We start from the raw sequence: 21,409 nt of genomic DNA, 5'->3' as shown, positions 1-21,409 counted from the left end.
CTTTACTACAAGCGCTAACTAATAGCGATTTTAAAATATTTATAGGGCAACAAGCCGCAATTAGTAAACGCCTAAGCTGCACCATTTAATAAGTTCAGGGGAATTTAACAGTTAGAGGGGTAAAAGTAACCTTTATGGCGATAGCCTCACATCTGCTCAGACCAGACTTAACAGGGATTTCACCCGAATTTTAAGGCCTGAGTGCATCTATCACTTTTAGAAATATTTGGTACTCATCATCAGTGATATTTTCTAATCGCTTATTTTGCCAGCGAGTGATTTTTGGTAACAAGGTTTGATAAATTTGCTCTCCTTTTATGGACAGTGAAATAAGCGTGGCACGCTTATCATCTGCACAGGCACGTTTATGGATAGCGTCTCGTTTCACCAGTCGCTCTAACGCTCGTGAAACTTGAACCTTATCGAGACGCGTTGCCATAGCGAGTTCTTTTGCTGTTAGCGAAGCCCCTAGCGCACTATTATTCGTAGCGCCTAACGTGGCAATGATACGCCACTGTGGATTGGTGAGCTTATATTCAGCGTATTCCTTTGCGAGGGACTCACTTAAATCGCTTGCTAGCATGGTCACCTTATAGGCAAGCATATCGTTAAGCTTCATGTGCTACTTCCTTTGTAAAAGCAAGCCTGTTAACGCCTAATACAATGAGTGTAAAGCTAGCGTACCGAAACCTGCTTTACCTTTATCACGCCAACCAGACACGCATTATTGATTTACATTTCATTTACCTCTAGCCTAAATCACATAGTTTCATTTGCAACTACTTTATTATTGGTCTGGGAGCAGAGCCTAACTCTGGCCCTGCCTATTGGAGCGTATATGGATAACTTGTCTTATTTAACGGGCTTTAACAACGAACATGAAACTGAAGCGCTGCCAGGCGCGCTTCCTAAAGGTCAGTTCAGCCCGCAGAAGGTGAACTATAAGCTCTATGCTGAACAGTTTAGCAGCACTGCATTTACCGCCCCTAGGGCTGACAATCGCCGTAGCTGGACGTATCGCCTACGTCCATCTATCGCAATGGGTGACTTTAAAAGAGTCGATAATGGCCTAGTGAGAACTGCGCCAGAAACTGACGTGCATTGTCCACCTAATGTATTGAGATGGAGTCCGGTGCCTCTTCCTGAACAAGAGATTGATTTTGTAGATTCGCTCATCACCATTGCCACTAACGGGGATGCTAAGACGCAACTGGGTATGGGCATACACTGCTACAGTGCTAATGCTAATATGCAAAACCGTGTTTTCTATTCATCTGATGGTGAAATGCTTATTGTCCCTCAGCTTGGCGATATGCTCATTACCACCGAATTCGGCAAGCTCAATTTGTCTGTGGGTGAAATTGCGGTCATCCCTCGAGGTGTTCGTTTCGCTGTTGACCCAACTAATGGACCAATTCGTGGGTATGTATGCGAAAACTACGGCCACCCTTTTGTATTGCCCGAACGCGGCCCGGTTGGCGCAAATGGCTATGCTAACCAACGAGACTTTTTTTACCCCACGGCTTGGTTTGAAGATAACGATACGCCTCATACCATGGTCAACAAGTTCTGCGGTAACCTATTTGAAGCCAAACTTGATCATTCCCCTTTTGATGTAGTGGCTTGGGTAGGTAATTCTGCGCCTTACAAATACGATCTTTCTCGTTTTAACGTAATAAATACGGTAAGTTTCGATCATCCTGACCCGTCTATTTTCACCGTGCTAACCTCACCGTCTGAGCTAGAGGGTACAGCGAACGTAGACTTCGTTATTTTTCCACCCAGGTGGATGGTAGCGGAAAATACCTTTCGCCCACCTTATTACCACAGAAATATCATGAGTGAATTTATGGGGCTTATTGAAGGGACGTACGATGCAAAAGAACATGGCTTCGTGCCGGGTGGTATGAGCCTTCACAACTGCATGACGCCACATGGACCTGAAGCTGAAGTTTTCGAAAAAGCATCTAACGCTGAGTTAGCACCCCAACGCTACGAAAACACATTGGCGTTTATGTTTGAGTCTCGCTATGCCATTGCTCCGACGGAATTTGCTTTAAATAATGACATCCGCCAACAAGACTATTTGGCGTGTTGGAAAGGTCTTAAGAAATATTATGATGGGCAGAAGTAAGCGAGCTACTCTCTCTGAATGCTTTTTAGTACTAAAAGGTTTACTCGTTTTATTACCTGTATCAATTTATGAACACAGGCATCAGCCGCAAAACTTGTTATATTTGCATTATGTTCAACAGGTTAGGGCAAAATTATTTGCTTTAACCTAGCGTTACCACCGCAGGTGAAAACTAAACGTTACAGCCTCGCTTTCCATCATTAAAACGGTCATGCACACCACCTATTGCCTGATTTTTCACTGCAGCCTTACAATCGAGTAACAATTATAAAATATGATTTACGTTGAGGATGTATTGCTATGGCTGATTTGTTTGAAAACCCAATTGGATTGGATGGGTTCGAATTTCTAGAGTTCACTGCGCCAGAAAAAGGCATACTAGAGCCTATCTTTGAAGCAATGGGCTTTACCCTTGTTGCACGCCACAAATCAAAAGACGTTGAGCTATGGCGTCAGGGAGACATCAACCTGTTGAGTAACTACGAAAAAAACTGCCATGCGGGCTACTATGCTGAAGAGCACGGTCCTTCAGCGTGTGGCATGGCTTTTCGCGTTAAAGATTCCCAGCACGCTTATAAAGAAGTACTTTCTCGCGGTGCCCAGCCTATGGACACACACACAGGTCCAATGGAATTGAAACTACCCGCTATAAAAGGTATTGGTGGCGCTATGCTGTACCTTATTGACCGTTATGAAGGCGAGAACACTATCTATGATATCGACTTCAATTGGGTTGAAGGGGTAGACCGCCATCCTGAGGGATGTGGATTCCACACCCTCGACCACCTCACCCATAATGTGTATCGCGGTCGCATGGATTTCTGGGCAGGGTTTTACGAAAAGCTATTTAATTTCAGAGAAATTCGCTACTTCGATATTAAAGGCGAATATACTGGCCTACTGTCGAAAGCTATGACAGCGCCAGACGGTAAAATTCGTATACCGCTAAACGAAGAAGCGGTTGGCGGTGGCGGCCAAATCGAAGAATTTTTGATGAAGTATAACGGTGAAGGTATACAGCATATCGCTTTTGCTTGTGACGACCTGGTGGCATGTTTAGATAAGTTGAAAGCAAGAGGCATGAAGTTTATGACGCCTCCGCCCAATACCTATTATGAAATGCTAGAAGAGCGCCTACCTGGTCATGGTGAAAACGTAGACGAACTTCAAAAACGCGGTATTTTGCTTGATGGTACTACCGAGAATGGTGAACCACGTTTGTTACTTCAGATTTTCTCTGAAACCGTATTTGGCCCGGTGTTCTTTGAATTTATTCAGCGCAAGCAAGATGAAGGTTTCGGAGAGGGTAACTTCAAAGCCCTGTTCGAATCTATTGAACGGGATCAAGTTAACCGCGGTGTGCTGAACAAGTAAACGCCTCGTACTGAACGAGTAATCTCGTCGCGCTAGGCGAGTAAAATCGCTTAATAGGCTATCTAGAAAGGCAGCGAGTAGCTCTACACGCTGCCTTTTTTATTTTTCGTTTTGCTCTCGTAGTGCGCTATTTCTAATTTTGGTGGTATTAAACCCCTGTTTAACTTTGCCCTTTTTCATAAAGCGCACAAGCAGCACCACTTGGGTCAAGGATCACACAGAAGCTGTCTTTGCCATGGTGACGTATGTCACCCACCTGCTTACCGCCCTTTTCAGTTACCGCATTTAACGCTGACTCAAGATTTTCCACCGTAAAATAATTAATCCACCCGCCGGGATACTGCGCATTAACACCTTGCTTATGACAAATACCGCCTACTGGCGTGCCGTCAGGCTTCAGCATGACGTAATCATTGTAGCCCCCCATATCAATAGGTTCTTTCTTCCAGCCCATCACAGCTTCATAAAAACTGACGAGTTCATCTGCATTTTCTACAGTAATATCGCACCATGAAGAATCTGACATTGTCTTTTTCTCTTTTGTTAGAGTTAGAAGTAAGGTTCAATTGCGTTCGTCAAAGCTTGCGCTAAACGTGCAATATAGCTGTTTTGCTATAGCTGGTTTTTTATAGCAGAATCATGCTTTTGCTGTGCCTTGATCCAAATATTGACCCAAAACTTAACTTAAACCTTGTTCCTGCACATTGGAGTCAACCCTCCGCCTTGTTTCTGACTTTAGTACGTTCCGAAATATTTGTTAAATAAAAGATCGATTTAACTTACTCACGGTTTCAAGCAACAGTTTTTAAGCGGCAGATCCCCGGTTAGCCGCCGCTTCTTAATGTTCTAAATTTTTTAAAAAAGTGACGCTTGTCAAGCTAAGAAATTGCAAAATGACCAAACATTTTTTATTTTAGTTGTAGACATGGCCTGTGGAAAATGCTTGTTAATTTGAGAATGTTATCCACTGAACATTGTTTGTACAGTTTATTTAATCATTTAATATCAGCAACTTACAATAAGACCCCAAACTACTCAACAAACTTATCCACAGATTAAGTGGATAACACGTAGCACTTAATCACAGTTAGTGGTTTAATGTGAATATCTTCGAAGTTATCTTTTTTCCGGTTTTTCATGCCAAAACAAACACTGCTAGTTAGAGAATCTTTGTTTACAATTCATAGCTTGGATCCAGAAAGTGATATCCCAGCCTCTGTACTCAATAGCCCATTATTTTTTCTAGGTAAAACAGAAGATGAGTTGTCTATCGTTGTGCCAGATTCTATTAATGTTCCCTCCCTTGATAGCGATGAAGGTTGGCGTGCCCTTGAGTTGCTAGGGCCTTTACATTTGTCTATGGTAGGGATCATGGCACAAATAGGCGAAGTATTAGCATCAGCTAAAGTCGCCATTTTTGTCGTTTCAACCTTTGATACCGATTTCTTCTTAGTAAAAGATAACAAACTAAAAGATGCTATCAGCGCTCTTAAAGGCGCGGGCTATACCGTAAATCAGGACATTTAGAATAGTGAATGCTAAGCAATTACAGTGCCCCCCAGAAAGTTTTGCCAAGCAATTCGTCACCGTAAGTCCGTTTTCGGGGCAGGTAGTATCGCTCTCAGATATCGATGACCCTTTCTATAAAAATGGGCTTATGGGGCCAGGTGCCGCTTTAAGTTCTAACTCAAATACCGTGATTTCGCCTTTCGCTGGCAAAGTAATTAGTATTTCGCCCTTAGACTACGCTATAGATATACAGTCTACTGCTGGTCTAAAATGCAGAATTAAATACGGCGGTGACACAACTTCTCTGCATGGCGCACAATTCGTTTGCGCGTTAAAGCGCGGAGAGCAAATTAAACCCAAACAGGTACTTTTTACCGTAAATGCCGCATGGCTGAAACAGCGTGGTGTAAGCAACACTTGTGCGCTAACTTTACTCAATGCCCAGGCGCTTATCGGTGTATTGCCTACTCACCAAAAATTTGTAGAAGCCGGTGAAGACACACTTCTAACACTCTATCTATAACTTCATTCTTAACCTAAATATAGGCTTTAACCTCCAAAAACCATCGCGAGTGAGTTTAACAACGTATCAACTGCTTGTATGATGTAGCAAATAAGAAAAGTCGACAGCTGAAATCCTGTTGGTGCTCAAGGCGCGCCTAGCGTTTTCTTCTTATGCACCGGCATAAATACTGGACTTAATGACACCGTAACAGCGGTGCCTTTATCAACGAAGTAGTACGGAATAAATCACCATGAGCACAATCCTTTATGGGATCCCTAACTGTGACACCATCAAAAAAGCGAAGAAATGGTTAGCAGATAACGATATCCCGTTCACCTTTCACGACTACCGCAAAGACGGTATCGACAACGATTTCCTTGTACGCGCTGAGTCTGAGCTTGGCTGGGAAACCATGTTAAACAAACGTGGAACAACCTATCGCCAGCTAGAAGAGCAAGAAAAAGCAAGCTTAGATAAAGACAAAGCGCTCGCTTTGTTAGAGCTTCATCCAGCTATGGTTAAACGCCCTATTCTTTTTCACGATAATGCTTTTTACATTGGATTTAAGCCTGCACAGTATGAGGAAATATTTTGTTAAACGACTCTGTTATTGAAATTGCTAAGCAACTCATAAACCGCCGCTCAGTAACGCCAGAAGATGCGGGCTGCCAAGAGGCCATGGGCGAGTTTCTAGGCGCTCTGGGGTTTGATAATGAAACTATGGTGTTTGAAGACACCACTAACCTTTGGTCTCGCCGAGGTAAAGAAGGCCCCGTATTTTGTTTTGCTGGCCATACCGATGTGGTACCAAGCGGCCCAGAATCGGCTTGGAAAACACCACCTTTTACCGCGACAGAAGTTGATGGCTATTTGCACGGCCGCGGCGCTGCCGACATGAAAGGAAGCCTTGCTGCTATGCTAGTCGCCACTCGTGAATTTGTGAACAAGTACCCAGATCATAAGGGAAGCATTGCTTACCTTATTACGAGCGACGAAGAAGGCCCATTTATTAACGGTACTACACGCGTTATCGACACTCTAGAAGCGCGAAATGAAAAGATTGACTGGTGTATTGTTGGTGAACCCTCTTCAACAGACGAAGTCGGTGATATTGTCAAAAATGGTCGTAGAGGCTCATTAACTGGCGATTTAGTTGTAAAAGGCGTACAAGGCCATGTTGCCTACCCTCATCTAGCTAACAACCCTGTGCACAGCGCCATGGCAGCGCTTGATGAATTAGCAAAATCACACTGGGATAACGGTAACGATTTCTTCCCACCCACCAGCTTTCAGATTTCAAATATTCACGCAGGTACAGGGGCAGGTAATGTAATACCAGGCGAACTTCACGTTTGCTTCAACTTCCGCTTTTCAACGGAAGTGACCGACCAACTTCTTATTGAACGTGTCACCGCTATTTTAGACGCCCACGATTTTGAGTACGAAATAAACTGGACCTTTAATGGACAACCATTTTTGACCGATACAGGCGCGCTATTAGAAGCAACCCAAGGTGCGATTGCTGCGGTTAAAGGTACACCAACAGTACTCTCTACTGCTGGCGGCACATCTGATGGACGCTTTATTGCACCTACAGGAGCGCAAGTTATAGAGCTAGGCCCAGTTAACGCCACTATTCACAAAGTTGACGAGTGCGTAAAAATGGCTGACCTAGAGCAACTTGCCGATATGTATTTCGGTATTTTAGAACGCTTGCTGGCTAAATAGCGTTTTTGTCCTACATGAATCAGATTCCGCAACAAGCATGGCTAGGCCAGCACAACGACTACCTTGTTGATGCTGGCAATGGCCATAGGCTTCATCAAGACGTTATTTCGCCCTTTCTTGCTATGCAAGATGCTGCACACAATGACGGTATAGACTTACAGTTAGTCAGTAGCTTTCGCGACTTTGATAGGCAAACTGCCATTTTTAACCGCAAGTGGACGGGGCAGGCGCAGCTTCTTGATGTTAACGGCGAAGAACTTCCTTTCGAAACGCTAAGTGACAATGAAAAACTCCATGCAATTTTGACCTGGTCTGCGCTACCTGGCGGCAGTCGTCATCATTGGGGTACCGATATTGACGTTTACGACAGAGCTGCTGTGCACAATTGGGGCGGCGACTTTAACCTAGTAGAAAGCGAATATCTTAGTGGCGGCCCCTGCCATAACCTTTCCTGTTGGTTAGCTGATAATATGGAACAGTTCGGCTTTTATCGCCCATTCTCAGTGAATACTGGTGGTGTGGCCGTTGAACCTTGGCATTTAAGCTTTAAAAGTACAGCAAGTACTTTTGAAGGTGCCAGAAACCTAGACGGTTTTACACAAGCCATTGAACAAAGCGGTATAGAAGGTAAATCGTGTATTTTGCCGCAGCTACCTAACTTGTATAATCGCTACGTTTTGAACAAAGGGCGCTAGCCTACGGAATTTTTATGAGTACTACCTGGGTCATCATCGTTATTGTTTTGGTATTAGGCGTAGTTATTGGAAATATTACGTTACTTAAATACAGCGCTAAGTTTAAATTCCCTACCCCCTCTAAGCCTTTTGATGATGAAGGTGATGAATATGATGACGAGTACGACAATCCAAAGAGAAGCGCTAACCGCCCACATGCCGAGAATGAAACGGCGGGCGACCATGCTTCGTTGACACAAACAAATAATGGTAGTGGCGACAACGCCAAGAAATCCGTGAAATAGCTTTTCATTTAACTCTATTATCGCTCATTACCGCCCTTTATCGAAAGTGACGCTTGAAGCGAGCACCTAACCCAATTTTTTAGTTAGGTGCTTTTAGTCAACATGTGCATCAAAGGATGCCATTTAGGCTAGCTGCTAGCACAGACCACTCACTATCTTTCCATTACATAAATACACTCTACGAGGTTCTAGACGTGTCTAATAAACAATCCTTACTTAGCAATATCGGCGTTCAAGTTGTCATTGCTATGCTCATTGGTACTGCCGTTGGTGCTTTTATGGGCGAAAGCGCTGAAATGTTCGCACCTTTGGGAGCTATTTTTATCAACTTGATAAAAATGCTGGTTATTCCACTGGTCGCCGTGGCGCTTATCTCAGGTGCAGCGGGGCTAGGTAACAGCACCAACGCAGGAAAAGTGGGGCTATCTACCCTAGCCTACTTTGGCTTAACCTCAGCCCTAGCTGTAGCGCTTGCGCTAATAATGGGTGAAGTGTTTAAGCCTGGTATTGGTATTGATGTATCATCGGTGCAAGGCATGTTCTCTGGAGAATATGCCTCTAAAGGCGAGCTACCCTCTTTTTGGGCAACTGTGACAGGCATGATCCCAACTAATGTGTTTGCGTCATTAACTAACGCTAACATTCTACAAATTTTAGTGTTTTGCTTATTCTTCGGCATTGCCCTTTCCAAACAGCCGAAAAAGAACCGTGAGCCTATTTTAAATGGGGTAAACACCATCGTTGACGCTATGGTGTGGATGATTAACTGCGTAATGAAAATTGCCCCTATCGGCGTTTTTGGCTTGATGGCAGAAGCTGTGGGCACATTCGGCTTTGCCGCGCTCATGGTGGTGTTCAAACTTTTCTTAGTGTTTATTGCCGCTATTTTAGTGTTTGGTTTTGTGGTCTACCCCATACTGGTTCAAGTATTTACAAAAACCTCGGCTAAATCTTTTCTTGTTGCGATGAAAAAGCCGCAAGCAGTGGCGTTATCGACGGCATCATCTATGGCAACGCTGCCAGTTACTATGAACACTGTAGAAAATGAACTGGGTGTAAGAAATGCAACGGCGTCGTTTGTACTGCCGTTAGGTGCCACCATTAATATGAGCGGAAACGCTATCTATTACGGCTTAGTGGCGGTGTTTTTTGCGCAGCTTTTCAATATCGATTTATCAATGGGCGCCTATGTCGCTATTATCCTAACTTCTACCCTTGGCGCCGTTGGACAAGCAGGAGTACCTGGCCCGTCATTCTTGGTCGTTGCCGTATTACTTGCTGCAGGCATTCCTATTGAAGGCTTACCTTTGTTGTTTGCCCTCGACAGAATTTTCGACATGATCCGTACCGCCTTGAACATTACCGGTGACGCGGCTTGTGCCGTGATTATTGATACTATTGCTATTGATAAAACTGATATTGATGATAGTGCTATTGATAAAACTAACATTGATGATAGCGCTAGCGATGCGACCTTTAAAGAAAAGGTGGGCACAGATAAAAGCTAGATAAATGTCCATTTAATTGACAGTGAAACTGCCAAAAAGAAATGAGTTTTACAGAAAAAAGGTGGTCACTTCACAGTGCCACCTTTTTTTAACCGTGCTAGCAATATATAGCTTAAGTTAGTTTGGGTTATTGTGCTTGTTTAGCGCCTTTGTTTTTCACATACTTTTCAAGCCACTGGTCTTGTTCCCAAAGAGTGTGTAATACACTTTCTTTCGCTCGGTATCCATGACTTTCTTTCGGCAGCATAACTAATCGTGTCACTGCGCCTAAGCCTTTCAGAGCGTTAAAATAACGTTCACTTTGCATAGGGTAGGTTCCCGAATTATTGTCTGCTTCGCCATGTATTAGTAAAAGTGGCGTCTTCATTTTCTCAGCATGCATAAATGGCGACATAGTGTAATACACGTCTGGCGCATCCCAGTAATGGCGCTCTTCCGACTGAAAACCAAACGGTGTCAATGTACGATTGTAGGCACCAGAACGGGCAATACCGGCAGCAAATAAATCCGAATGGGACAACAGGTTTGCCACCATGAAGGCACCGTAGCTATGACCGCCTACCGCTACACGCTCTGGGTCGATAAGCCCTTTTTCGTCTAGCGCATCAATTGCTGCCTTTGCGTTGGCAACTAGCTGAGGCCTAAAGGTGTCGTTAGGCTCTTCGTCCCCCTCCCCTACAATAGGGAAAGAAGCATCGTCTAGCACAACATAGCCTTTGGTTACCCAATAGATAGGCGAGCCGTACCATGGATAAATAAAACGATTAGGGTTTTGTGTATTTTGACCTGCGCTAGATTTATCCTTAAATTCTTCTGGGTAGGCCCATAGGATCATAGGGTAGCGTTTGCCTTCTTCGTAATCTGTTGGCAAATATAAGGTACCTGTTAAATCTAAACCGTCGTTACGCTTGTACGTAATCACCTCTTTCTTAACGTTTTGAATGCTTTCGAAAGGATTTTCAAAGTGGGTTAACTGAGTCAGCGTGTTATCTTTTAAACTACGGAAATAGTAGTTCGGGTAATCTCGCTTAGACTCAATTCTTACCAACAAGCGATCGTTTTCCATATTGAAATCGCGCAAGTCTTCAAATTTATCTGTGTATTCACTTAAATAAACCCGCGATGTTTCAAGGGTTTTAAGATTGAACTTATCTAAGAACGGAAACTGCCCTTCAGGCGTAAACCCATCTCCCAGCAAAAACGCATTCTCACCATCTAGCGCAAGTACATCTTTGAAGTATTCATTTTTGCGAGTAACAAAGCTGCCTGGGTCGCTGTATTTATCTTGATAGCTTCGATTTGAGATAATCTTTGCAGGCTTACTTTGGTCAGGACTAAACAAATAGGTTTTAAGATTGCGGGTATTCCACCAATAATCCATGGCTATTGCAGTACTGTCGTCGCTCCAAATAAAACGATAAAACCTGTCTTCTGTTTTAAGGATTTGCTCGGCATCGCCACTAAATGGCGCAGCAAGCTGCATAAGCTTGTCACGGTGTGTTACCTCTTTTTCAGGGTCTCCCCCGTCTAGCGCTTCAGCGTATACAATTGTATTTGGTTTATCGTTGCGCCACTGTACGTCGCGAGGCCCGGTACGAACAGCCATGAAGCCTTGTGGTAAGTCTTCGATAAGCGGAACGTCGACAAGTGTTTTAACTAGCGTTCCATTTTTATTATACAAGCTGATAGTGTGAGGAAAGCGGCGGTAGGTCACCAAATAAGAAAACGGGGTGTTGTACTCCTGCACCATCACGTAGTCGCCGGCAGGAGAAACGCTAACATTGCCATACATCCCTGATGCTAACCAAGGTGAAGGCTCCCCTTTTAGTGGAACTTTATAAATTTCAGAACGGGCTAATTGCTCAAAATTAAACTCGTCGTTTTTGTTTTTCAGCAAGTCCTGATATGTGCGGTTTTGTGCTTTTTTACCGTCGCTTACTGAAATCGTTGGGCCCGTTGGCACCGCTACGCTGGTGTCGATCAAGTCTTTTCTATCTTTGGGTACGACTTTTACTAAAAGTGAAAGACTATCTGCATTCCAATTTAAGGTATCGCCCATGTTCGCATTTATGGGTTTATCAAAAAGCTTTCTCGCCGCTGCCGCTTTGATATCAAGCACCCATAGCTCAACACCTTTACTTGTAGTGTGAGTGAACGCCATATAGCGCTGATTCGGTGACCAAGAAAAGTTGGTAAGACGCGGTGTTTCAGGCATGCCTTTAACAGCAATGCTAACTTTACTCCCTACGCGCTGAACTTCTAATTTATTATAATAAGTAACGCGACTTCCAATGTTGGTGACAGGGTCAATTCTAAGGCCGGCTAAGCGAAGCTCTTCTTTCGATAAGTCTTCTATCGACTTGTAGTTATCGCGAAACAGCAGCACCATATTCTTCTGAGCATCGTCTACAAGAGTCGCTGGCGCTAGCGTAACATCTACTAAATCTAAAATTTCTTTAGACGGTTTTTGGTATTGAAGACCATCCTGCGCAAATAGCTGACAGGAGCATGCGGCAAATAGGACAAACATCCATTTTCTTAGCATTCTATTTCCTTAATAAGGGTTTTTGAGGGTAAAAAACAAAAAAAGCGAGACATTGCCACTGTTGATAAACAACGGGCTCTAGCCTCGCTTTAATTAATTGATAAGCGCATACTTTAAAAACTATACACTTTTTGTATTTATACCGGCGTCGTTTTTACTGCAGTACCACTAATGCTCACCATTAGCATGCTGCCTTTATCACCAATTACTTGATAGTCTAGATCTATACCAACCACCGCATTCGCGCCCATGCTTCTTGCTTCGTGTTCTAATTCGGTAAACGCTAATTTTCGCGCGGTGGTAAGCTCTTCTTCATAAGACCCCGAGCGTCCGCCTACAATATCGCGAATAGACGCGAAAAGATCTTTAAACACATTTGCGCCCATTACGGCCTCGCCCACAACAATACCGTAATAGGCTTCAATTTTGTGACCTTCCAAAGTTGGGGTAGTTGAAACAATCATGCGTAACTCCTTTTATTGTGAACTGTTAATTTACCGCTATTTAGGCATACCTGCCTAGCTGTTGTCTTCAAACCATTGCTTAATGGTCTCAACAAGTGCTTCCGCTTCACTGGTGTCATAGGCCACTGTAGGCTGGTTCCCCCATACAGGTTTTGGCCAAGCACAGTCGTTTTCAAAACGCGCGACGTGGTGTACATGAAGCTGTTTTACCACGTTACCTAATGCGGCTACATTTAGTTTTAGTGGTGAAAATATGGCTTGCATCGCTTTTGAAGCCAGCGCAGATTCTCTTAGTAAAACCACCTGATCATCTTCTGATAAATCGATAATTTCCGCGATATCATTTTTCATAGGCACCAGTATGAGCCACGGAAACTGACTGTCGTTCATTAACAGTACACGACACAGCGAGAGATCACAGACAAAAAATGTATCATTGTGTAAACGGCTATCAAGTTTAAACATCTAGCTTATCCAGTGTGGTAGGCACTACGGTTAATAAGGCACGTTGCCCAATGGCCACCTTTGCGTTAGGAAAAACAATAGCTTCACCGTCTTGCTCAGCAACGTATTCTTTGCCTGGTTCAGACGCCAACACTGTGCCTTTAGGGTAGTCAGTGAAGTTTGGGGTATCGTCGTCAAAATGGAGTTTAAACTCTTCTTCCTGGCGGTTTATTACTTGGTTCACGCGGTAGATATCAAGGTCGTCCATATTTACCGAAGGTGAAAAGTCTTGTTCCGTTATAAGCTGCGTTAGTGCGTTTTTAGCATCAGCAAACCGGCTCATGTCGTTCTGCCCAAACGGGCGTACTTTTCCAAGTTCAACGGTAAACGCATGGGCGTTATATTGATAAGAAGAGAAATAGCTGAACGTGGTGGTTGAACTTTCAGAAAGTAGAATGGTTTTTACCCCACACGCCGCAAGGAAGGCAAGCTGCCCTTTACTGTGAACTCTGTCGTGAAGATAAGGGTATACCGCAAACTTTTCATTTTTAGAAGCGCGTATTGCCGTGTGCAGGTCGTAGTGATAACGGGTGCCTTCAGCCGCTTCAAAGAAAGACGCTACCGCCTCTTCTAACTGCTTAGCACGCACACGTTCGGCGTTCACTAAACCCTCACCTTTTGAGTGCGCCCCGCTAAACAATCGGTTCATGTTCTCTTCGACAAAGCGCTCAGCAATATCCATAGCCGGTAAATTACCGAATAAAAACAGCACATCATGTGCTAACGTCATTGCCCCTGTAAGGATACCTTTAACCAACTCATCACAAATTTCGATAGGTGCAGTTTCATTACCATGAACACCACAGGACAAAACAATGCGTTTACTTGGCGTAGAGGTAGGCTGTACAGAGAAACTAATGATGCCAGGCGCAGTGATACTAACGTCGGTGCCGTTGGCTAGCGTAAATTGGTGAGCACGTTCGAATAACTCGGGTTGACGGCGAGAAAGTGTTAAAAATTGGCCGCTTTCGATAAGTTCTTGCATAAGTGTGAGCTTTGTTGACTTTGTCTAATCTCGAATGACTTAAGTGTACCGAGACAGTCTATCAAAATCACCTAATCTCAAGGTTTTATTGCGCTAGGCTGTAACTAATAAATAACGCTTTCACACACTGGTAGCAATATTTTGCATGCCCAGGCCGCGCTTTAATAACCAGGGCATAGCAATATTTAACTTAAATCGGTGACCAAAATTGGAAAGTCTAGAAACCAAGATGCAAAAAAGTGCAGAGCCACTTAGGTTTATTGCGGTTGACTAGCGTTGGCAGTAGTTAGGCCTGTGCCCTTCTTGGCGAACTACCGATAATAATTTCTTGCTGAGTAAGTTGAACAAATTCAGTGAAAGGTACGGCACGAGAGAATAAATACCCCTGCCCTTGGGAAACCCCGACTTCTCGTAGAATATGAAGCTGCTCTACGGTTTCAATACCTTCAGCGACTACACAACACCCCTTAGCGTGACCTATAACTTTTGCAGCTTCAATAATCGCCCTATTGACCGGATGTGTTTCTAATTCCATGACAAAAGATTTGTCTATTTTAAGCGCATCAATATCTAGGTCGCGAATATAGGCAAGGTTAGAATATCCCTTGCCGAAGTCATCTACCGATATAGCCACACCAAGACTTCTTAGCTCATCTAGCTGTTTTTTCACCATTAGTGAATTGGATAGCGCAACGTCTTCGGTGAGTTCTAATTCAATGAGGGATAGCGGCAAACCATAGGTATCACTTAACATTCTCAGTGTAGGTATTAACTGATTGTCATAGAGCTGAGTAGGTGAAATGTTTACCGACAGAACAATCGGCATTCGTAGCCCATCCAGTTCAGCGAGTGCTCTAAACGCTTGCTCCAACGTCCAGTAGCCCAGTTCATTCATCATGTTGTATGACTCTGCGGCTTCAATTAACGGCCCGGGAAACAATACACCGTCAAGAGGATGGTTCCAACGCAACAGGCACTCAGCCCCAACAACCTCAAGGGTATTCAGGTCAACTTTGGGTTGGTAATAAAGCTCAAGTTCATTTTGGGACAGTGCTCGCTTTAGGTCCGCTTTTAGCGCCAAACTTCTGCCCGTATCAGATTTGTCTGACTTGGTCAGGGCAAAGTAGTTTTCGTATTTATTTTCTTTGGCCTGCTTTAATGCAGATTCTGCGCGAGATACAAAAGCGGTAATCTCAAACCCATCGTTTTCGCCGCATACCACGCCAACATTAAAATCAGCGATAAATGCCGTGCCGTCATAATGCATAGGTGTTTTGAAATGTTCTACAAGGCGCTCGAACATTTGTCGCATTACGGTTTCTTTATTTTCGTTGGGAAAAACAATTCCAAATACATCGCCGCTAATTCGGCCAATAAGCACATGTTGCCCAAAAAGGTGTTGAATACGGTTAGCAATTTCAAGCAAGAAACGGTCGCCGACGTGTATGCCTAAACTCGTTGTTACATCTGAAAAACGCACAACATCAACCAGCATCAAAGAAATAGAGGTACTTTGAGACGCCTGCTTTAAAACGCTATCGATAAACGCATAGCGATTGGGAATGGTTGCCAGTGATCTATGTTGGCTCATGATGTTTTCCTTGAGCTTTACGCTTCTAGGTACTAAAAACAACTACTTATATAAGACCATGCCGATACAAATGGCGCAACGACACGTGCGTATAATTTTGCATACCTTCTTATACTTTTGTACAACATTGTCTGATTCTGTGCCCCTGTTTAGCCAATAGCTACTTAACTATCGTTAATAAAATACCAAAGAAACCTTTCAAGTAAGGCAATACTTTGTGAGGGCGCACTGATTTAACAATATAGACGCTTTTTTAAGAAGTAATAAAAAACCCGGCTAGTTTAACACTGCCGGGTTCTTTCTATACGCTTCTGCGATTAGCTTTCAATCTTACACGGTGAAAGCTTCCAAACGCGCTCTACGTAGTCACGAATTGAGCGGTCTGAGGTGAACTTACCCATCTTCGCTGTGTTAATAATAGCCATTTCCGCCCAGCGCTCTTTGTCGCGATACGCAGCATCAACGGCTATTTGCGCATCAGAATAGGCGCGGAAATCCGCTAGCACCATGTAGGGGTCGCCGTTATCTAGCAAGCTTTGCTTGATAGATACCAGAGCACCCGGTTTACCCGGCGTGAAATAATCGGTTTCTAACCAATCCAGCACAGCTTTAATCTCAGGGTCTTTGTAGTAGTAATCATGCGGGTTGTAGCCGCTAGCTTTAAGCTCATTCACTTCTTCTACAGTAAGGCCAAAGATAAAGATGTTGTCATCACCTACTTCTTCAGCAATTTCAACGTTTGCCCCATCAAGTGTACCAATAGTAACCGCACCATTTAGTGCAAGCTTCATATTACCTGTACCTGATGCCTCTTTACCTGCCGTACTGATTTGCTCAGACACGTCAGCGGCAGGGATCATTTTCTCCGCTAGCGACACGCGGTAGTTTGGTAAGAATGCCACTTTGATCTTGTTATTAACGCGCGGGTCGTTATTAATCTTGTCAGCAACTTTATTAATCGCGTAAATAATGTCTTTTGCAAGCTTGTAGCCTGGTGCTGCTTTTGCACCGAATACAAATACACGTGGGTGCATATCGTAATCTGGATTTTCAAGAATACGACGGTACAACGCCATAATATTAAGTAGTGCTAAGTGCTGACGCTTATACTCATGCAAGCGTTTAATTTGCACATCGAAAATAGCGTTTACGTCTACTTCTATATCCAATGACTTGCGAATCTCTTCTGCTAGCAACTCTTTGTTCTCAAGCTTCACTTTCATGAATTGCTTTTGGAACGTTTTGTTGCTTGCGAATTTTGCCAAGCCCTGCAGCTTGTCTAAATCCCTTGGCCAATCATCACCAATTTTCTTATCAATAAGCTTAGACAGCCCAGGGTTACACGCTTTCAGCCAGCGACGCGGCGTAATACCGTTGGTAACGTTAGTAAGCTTGCCTGGGTACAGTTCGTCAAATTCAGGGAAAAGCGATGATTTAACAAGACGAGAGTGCATTTCTGCCACACCGTTAACCGCAAACGAGCCAATTACCGAAAGGTGACCCATTCGCACCATCTTTTCGTTACCTTCCTCAATGATTGAAAGCTTAGCTTTCATTGCATTGTCGCCAGGCCACTTCTTATCAACCTCTGCCATAAAGCGGTGGTTGATTTCGTAGATGATTTCCAAATGACGAGGAAGAATTTTCTCAATCATGCGGGCAGGCCACTTTTCGAGCGCTTCTGGCAGCAACGTATGGTTGGTATAGGCGAATACTTTGGTACAGATACCCCAAGCTTCGTCCCAACCTAACTCTGCGCGATCTACAAGAATACGCATTAGCTCTGGTATTGAGATAGCTGGGTGAGTGTCGTTTAGCTGAATAACAACCTGGTCTGCGAAACGGCTCCAATCGTCACCGTGGGCGCGCTTGTAACGACGAATAATATCTTTTAGCGAGCACGAGCAGAAGAAGTATTGCTGAATAAGGCGTAGCTCTTTACCTGCTTCGGTTTCATCATTTGGATAAAGCACTTTTGAGATGGTTTCTGCCTGCACGTTTTCACGCTGTGCGTCAACGTAGCCACCCGCATTAAATACGTCCCAATTAAAGTAATCAGACGCTTCTGACTGCCACAAACGCAGTACGTTTACGGTTTTACCTTCGTAGCCTACAACCGGAATATCCCATGGTACACCTTTTACAATAGAACCAGGGTGCCACTCTTTAAGCACGCGACCATTTTCGCCGTACTTTGTTTCTACGTAACCATAAAGAGAGACTTCTTGTATAGATTCTGGACGGCAAATTTCCCAAGGGTTACCGTAATCACGCCAGCTATCTGGGCGCTCGATTTGTGCTCCGCTCTTAATTTCCTGGCGGAACAGACCGTGTTCGTAGTGAATACCATACCCAATAGCAGGCAATTCCATGGTAGCAAGGGAGTCAATAAAACACGCAGCTAGTCGGCCAAGGCCGCCGTTACCAAGCGCCATGTCAGGCTCTTCTTCAAGAATATCTGAAATCTCAACGCCTAGCTCTTTCAGTGCGCCGCCAGCAACGTCGAACAAGCCAAAGTTTTGCAGGTTGTTTGAAAGTAGACGACCCATAAGGAATTCGGCCGAGAAGTAATGAACGGCGCGGGTATCGTTCAAATAGTGACTCTTCTGCGTCTTGCGCAATCCTTCAAGCACTTGCTCTTGAATAGCCGCACAAGTTGCTTTCCACCAAGCGTGGTTGTTTGCTTTGTTTTCGTCGGTGCCTAGGGTGCAGTGTAAGTGTTTGATAACCGCTGCTTTGAATGCAGCCTTATCGATCACTGGAGAGGGTTGCGTCTTGGTCGCTTTTGCGTTCATTTTGCGTCTCACTCTTAAGTAAAGCGGTGTTCACACACCGAAAGCGTAATTTAATTACAGAATAACTTCAGAATATGACAGCAATATAGCAGTGACTCACACCTAATGTTGTAATAATTTTGTTAAAATAACAAGAAAGCCGCATGAATTCGTATGCATTCATGCGGCCTTTTACAATTTAGTTACAAACAAACCGCTAAAGCGATTTATTTTTGTACTTATTTAATAATTCTACCTACTAGGGTTTCAGCTTCGCCAATTAACTCTTGTAAGTGGCTTTCACCATTGAAGCTTTCTGCGTAAATTTTGTAGATTTGCTCAGTGCCAGATGGGCGAGCCGCAAACCAGCCGTTTTCTGTTGATACTTTAACACCACCAATGGCTGCATTATTACCCGGAGCGTGAGTTTGCACAGAAGTTATAGGCTCTCCTGCCAAGGTATCGCTAGTGACTACAGACGCATCCATTGCTGAAAGTTTCTGCTTTTGCTCAAGGGTCGCTGCTACGTCTACACGGCTGTATACCGGTGCTGCAAATTTTTCCGTTAGCGCTTTGTAGTGCTCGCCAGGATCTTTGCCTGTAACGGCTAGAATTTCTGCTGCCAACAAACAAAGAATAAAGCCGTCTTTATCTGTCGCCCACGTGCTTCCATTACGCTCTAGAAAAATACCACCCGCACTTTCTTCACCAGCAAAACCAATAGTGCTGTTAGATAGACCCTCTACAAACCATTTGAAGCCAACAGGCATTTCAGCCAGCGGCTTACCTAGACTATTCGCTACACGGTCAATCATGCTGCTAGATACGAGTGTCTTGCCGATATTCAGGTCACTTGGCCAGTCTGGACGGTGGGTATAAAGATAATTAATCGCCACGGCCAAATAGTGGTTAGGGTTCATCAGCCCTGCGCTTTTGCACACGATACCATGACGGTCGAAATCTGGGTCGTTGCCCCATGCTAAGTCAAAGTTGTCTTTTAGCTCAATTAACCCTGCCATGGCGTAAGCAGATGAACAATCCATGCGAAGCTTGCCGTCTTTGTCACGACGCATAAAGCCAAACTGAGGGTCGACAGCATCATTAACCACCGTGATGTCTAACCCGTATTTTTCAGAAATACGCGACCAATATCCTACTCCGGCGCCACCCAATGGGTCTGTGCCTAGCTTTAAGTTCGCTTTTGCAATCGCTTCCATGTCGATGACTTTGGCTAAGTCTTCGATGTAAGGCTCCATAAAGTCTTCTTCACGGACCAGTTTGCGCTCGGTAGCTTGGCGAATATCAATACGCTGAACATCTTTGTTGCCATCAGCAATTAACGTGTTTGCGCGATCTTGAATTTGCTTAGTTACATCGCTATCGGCAGGGCCACCGTGTGGGGGATTGTATTTAAAGCCGCCGTCTGAAGGAGGGTTATGAGAAGGTGTAATAACGATCCCGTCCGCCTTGTCTTTATTATCAGCACGATTATAACGAATAATAGTGCGGGAAATAACAGGCGTTGGCGTGTAACCCATGCTTTCATTATCTGCACGTTGCACCACAACATCTACGCCGTTGGCACATAAAACTTCTATTGCAGTGATCATGGCTGGTTCAGATAACGCGTGGGTATCTTTACCAACGTATAGCGGGCCGTCAATGCCTTCTTGCTTGCGGTATTCTACCAAAGCTTGGCAAATTGCACTGATGTGAGTATCGGTAAAGGTAGCGTTTGAAGCGGTACCTCGGTGGCCTGAGGTTCCGAAGGAAACCGCTTGGCCCGGGTCATTCATATCCGGTTTGTAGCTGTAATACTGGCTCACCAACTGTGGTACGTTAATGAGTTGTTCCTTTGCTGCATGCTCTCCAGCCTGCGGATGTAATGCCATGAAAAAAGTCCTTATTTAGAAGTTTCGTTATTTGTTGCTTGGCTTGCTATTTACCTTCTGAAGAGAAACGTGCGACGACGGTTTCAATTACATCAGGTTGATAACCTAGGTTACGCAAAACTTGTTCCAGCATGTTCGTTTTCTTGGCAGTGTTATTATTTGTCACTACCCAGAACGGGCTATCTGGGATAGCTTTGGGATTTGTGCTGCTGCCATTTTCAAGTAACGCTTCCTTACTTGTCGCAAAGTAAGTACGGTTTTTACCCTTAATGCTTTCAACACGCGCAAAATTTTCTGCATTAAGCTTGTGCGCTGCACTTAAAACAAACAAGAACTGATCAACCCGTTTAGTAAAGGTGCTCAATGCATCTTTTGACACGGCATCCAAAATGTCTCGCTTGGTGTGGGCGTCGTTTGAAAGCGATGTTTCAGTAGCCGCCGCTGGCTTTTTCACTGCTTTAGTGCCAGTGGATGTTTTCGCTGCAGCAGTTTTTACAGGCGTGGCCTTTGCTGGCGCTTTCTTCGCCGCAGTTCTATTAACCGAGGCTTTATTTGCCGTTGACCTTACCGAAGCGTTAGACGCTTTTGTAGCAGTTTTGGCAGATGGTGCTTTAGGTTCCACTTCTGCTTCTACCGCCGAGCTTGGTTTACTTGTCGACTCTGTAACGTCTGCACTTTTTGTTTCGCTTGTTTTTGCAGGCGTCGATGAAGCTTCACTAGGCTTTGAGCCCTGCGATACAGCTCCGTCTTCAGGTAAAAGTAAACGTCTTAAAATTTGCGATGCACTCTCACCAATATGCTTAGTCTGGCTGGCGATGAAGGCATATAAATCGTCATCTATTTCAATGCTTTTCATAACTACTTCCTTTTTAAGAGGCACCATTATAGACAACACAACTAAAGTACGCAGCACTTAA

General features: G+C 44.2%; 19 protein-coding genes. 9 read left to right on the top strand and 10 right to left on the bottom strand.

What is annotated here, in order from left to right:
• Positions 1–190: 190 nt before the first annotated feature.
• On the bottom strand, positions 191–619 hold the full coding sequence (locus tag IW644_RS02645) for a MarR family winged helix-turn-helix transcriptional regulator (RefSeq protein WP_269916289.1): 429 nt from the start codon (positions 617–619) through the stop codon (positions 191–193).
• Positions 620–838: 219 nt separating this feature from the next.
• Between IW644_RS02645 and hmgA the strand changes: the two genes are divergently transcribed.
• The gene (hmgA, locus tag IW644_RS02640; protein WP_269916288.1) at positions 839–2,134 is read left to right on the top strand and encodes a homogentisate 1,2-dioxygenase; all 1,296 of its coding nucleotides are present in this window, start codon (positions 839–841) and stop codon (positions 2,132–2,134) included.
• Between the two features lie 300 nt (positions 2,135–2,434).
• On the top strand, positions 2,435–3,508 hold the full coding sequence (gene hppD, locus IW644_RS02635; RefSeq protein ID WP_269916287.1) for a 4-hydroxyphenylpyruvate dioxygenase: 1,074 nt from the start codon (positions 2,435–2,437) through the stop codon (positions 3,506–3,508).
• A gap of 160 nt (positions 3,509–3,668) precedes the next feature.
• Here hppD and IW644_RS02630 read toward each other — a convergent pair whose 3' ends face one another.
• Complete coding sequence (locus IW644_RS02630) at positions 3,669–4,034, bottom strand: VOC family protein (protein ID WP_179982999.1); 366 nt, start codon at positions 4,032–4,034, stop codon at positions 3,669–3,671.
• Between the two features lie 611 nt (positions 4,035–4,645).
• Between IW644_RS02630 and IW644_RS02625 the strand changes: the two genes are divergently transcribed.
• From IW644_RS02625 to IW644_RS02595, 7 genes are all read left to right on the top strand, one after another.
• On the top strand, positions 4,646–5,035 hold the full coding sequence (locus tag IW644_RS02625; RefSeq protein ID WP_179982998.1) for an ACT domain-containing protein: 390 nt from the start codon (positions 4,646–4,648) through the stop codon (positions 5,033–5,035).
• 4 nt (positions 5,036–5,039) lie between these two features.
• On the top strand, positions 5,040–5,540 hold the full coding sequence (locus IW644_RS02620) for a PTS sugar transporter subunit IIA (protein ID WP_269916286.1): 501 nt from the start codon (positions 5,040–5,042) through the stop codon (positions 5,538–5,540).
• 232 nt (positions 5,541–5,772) lie between these two features.
• Positions 5,773–6,120: an ArsC family reductase gene (locus IW644_RS02615; RefSeq protein WP_269916285.1), complete on the top strand. Its 348-nt coding sequence runs from the start codon at positions 5,773–5,775 to the stop codon at positions 6,118–6,120.
• Positions 6,114–7,250, top strand: a complete 1,137-nt coding sequence (gene dapE / locus IW644_RS02610) for a succinyl-diaminopimelate desuccinylase (protein WP_269916284.1) — start codon at positions 6,114–6,116, stop codon at positions 7,248–7,250. The genes IW644_RS02615 and dapE overlap by 7 nt, the downstream gene beginning before the upstream one ends.
• 14 nt (positions 7,251–7,264) lie before the next feature.
• Positions 7,265–7,945, top strand: coding sequence for a M15 family metallopeptidase (locus IW644_RS02605; protein ID WP_269916283.1), 681 nt, complete (start codon positions 7,265–7,267; stop codon positions 7,943–7,945).
• A 14-nt stretch (positions 7,946–7,959) separates the two neighbouring features.
• Positions 7,960–8,229: a DUF2897 family protein gene (locus IW644_RS02600; protein ID WP_269916282.1), complete on the top strand. Its 270-nt coding sequence runs from the start codon at positions 7,960–7,962 to the stop codon at positions 8,227–8,229.
• 194 nt (positions 8,230–8,423) lie between these two features.
• Complete coding sequence (locus IW644_RS02595) at positions 8,424–9,737, top strand: dicarboxylate/amino acid:cation symporter (RefSeq protein ID WP_269916281.1); 1,314 nt, start codon at positions 8,424–8,426, stop codon at positions 9,735–9,737.
• A gap of 127 nt (positions 9,738–9,864) precedes the next feature.
• Here the strand turns inward: IW644_RS02595 and IW644_RS02590 are convergent, their stop codons facing one another.
• From IW644_RS02590 to seqA, 8 genes are all read right to left on the bottom strand, one after another.
• The gene (locus tag IW644_RS02590; protein ID WP_269916280.1) at positions 9,865–12,282 is read right to left on the bottom strand and encodes an alpha/beta hydrolase family protein; all 2,418 of its coding nucleotides are present in this window, start codon (positions 12,280–12,282) and stop codon (positions 9,865–9,867) included.
• Between the two features lie 137 nt (positions 12,283–12,419).
• On the bottom strand, positions 12,420–12,746 hold the full coding sequence (locus IW644_RS02585) for a heavy metal-binding domain-containing protein (protein ID WP_025254804.1): 327 nt from the start codon (positions 12,744–12,746) through the stop codon (positions 12,420–12,422).
• 54 nt (positions 12,747–12,800) lie between these two features.
• A complete protein-coding gene (locus IW644_RS02580; RefSeq protein ID WP_269916279.1) occupies positions 12,801–13,211 on the bottom strand; it encodes an HIT domain-containing protein in 411 nt (136 codons plus the stop codon).
• Positions 13,204–14,235 (bottom strand): succinylglutamate desuccinylase, encoded by a 1,032-nt coding sequence (gene astE / locus IW644_RS02575; RefSeq protein ID WP_269916278.1) that lies wholly within the window; start codon positions 14,233–14,235, stop codon positions 13,204–13,206. The genes IW644_RS02580 and astE overlap by 8 nt, the downstream gene beginning before the upstream one ends.
• Positions 14,236–14,521: 286 nt before the next feature.
• A complete protein-coding gene (locus IW644_RS02570) occupies positions 14,522–15,826 on the bottom strand; it encodes a putative bifunctional diguanylate cyclase/phosphodiesterase (RefSeq protein WP_269916277.1) in 1,305 nt (434 codons plus the stop codon).
• Between the two features lie 317 nt (positions 15,827–16,143).
• Positions 16,144–18,621 (bottom strand): glycogen/starch/alpha-glucan phosphorylase, encoded by a 2,478-nt coding sequence (locus IW644_RS02565; protein ID WP_179982989.1) that lies wholly within the window; start codon positions 18,619–18,621, stop codon positions 16,144–16,146.
• A gap of 218 nt (positions 18,622–18,839) precedes the next feature.
• Entirely contained in the window at positions 18,840–20,492 is a 1,653-nt protein-coding gene (pgm, locus tag IW644_RS02560; RefSeq protein WP_269916276.1) for a phosphoglucomutase (alpha-D-glucose-1,6-bisphosphate-dependent), read from the bottom strand.
• A 46-nt stretch (positions 20,493–20,538) separates the two neighbouring features.
• On the bottom strand, positions 20,539–21,348 hold the full coding sequence (gene seqA, locus IW644_RS02555; protein ID WP_269916275.1) for a replication initiation negative regulator SeqA: 810 nt from the start codon (positions 21,346–21,348) through the stop codon (positions 20,539–20,541).
• Positions 21,349–21,409: the final 61 nt, after the last annotated feature.

The sequence above is a fragment of the Alteromonas sp. PRIM-21 genome (assembly GCF_027563165.1).
Lineage (GTDB): Bacteria > Pseudomonadota > Gammaproteobacteria > Enterobacterales > Alteromonadaceae > Alteromonas > Alteromonas macleodii_A.
Note: the sequence above shows the minus strand (reverse complement) of the source record. Positions and strands in the feature narration are given on the sequence as shown.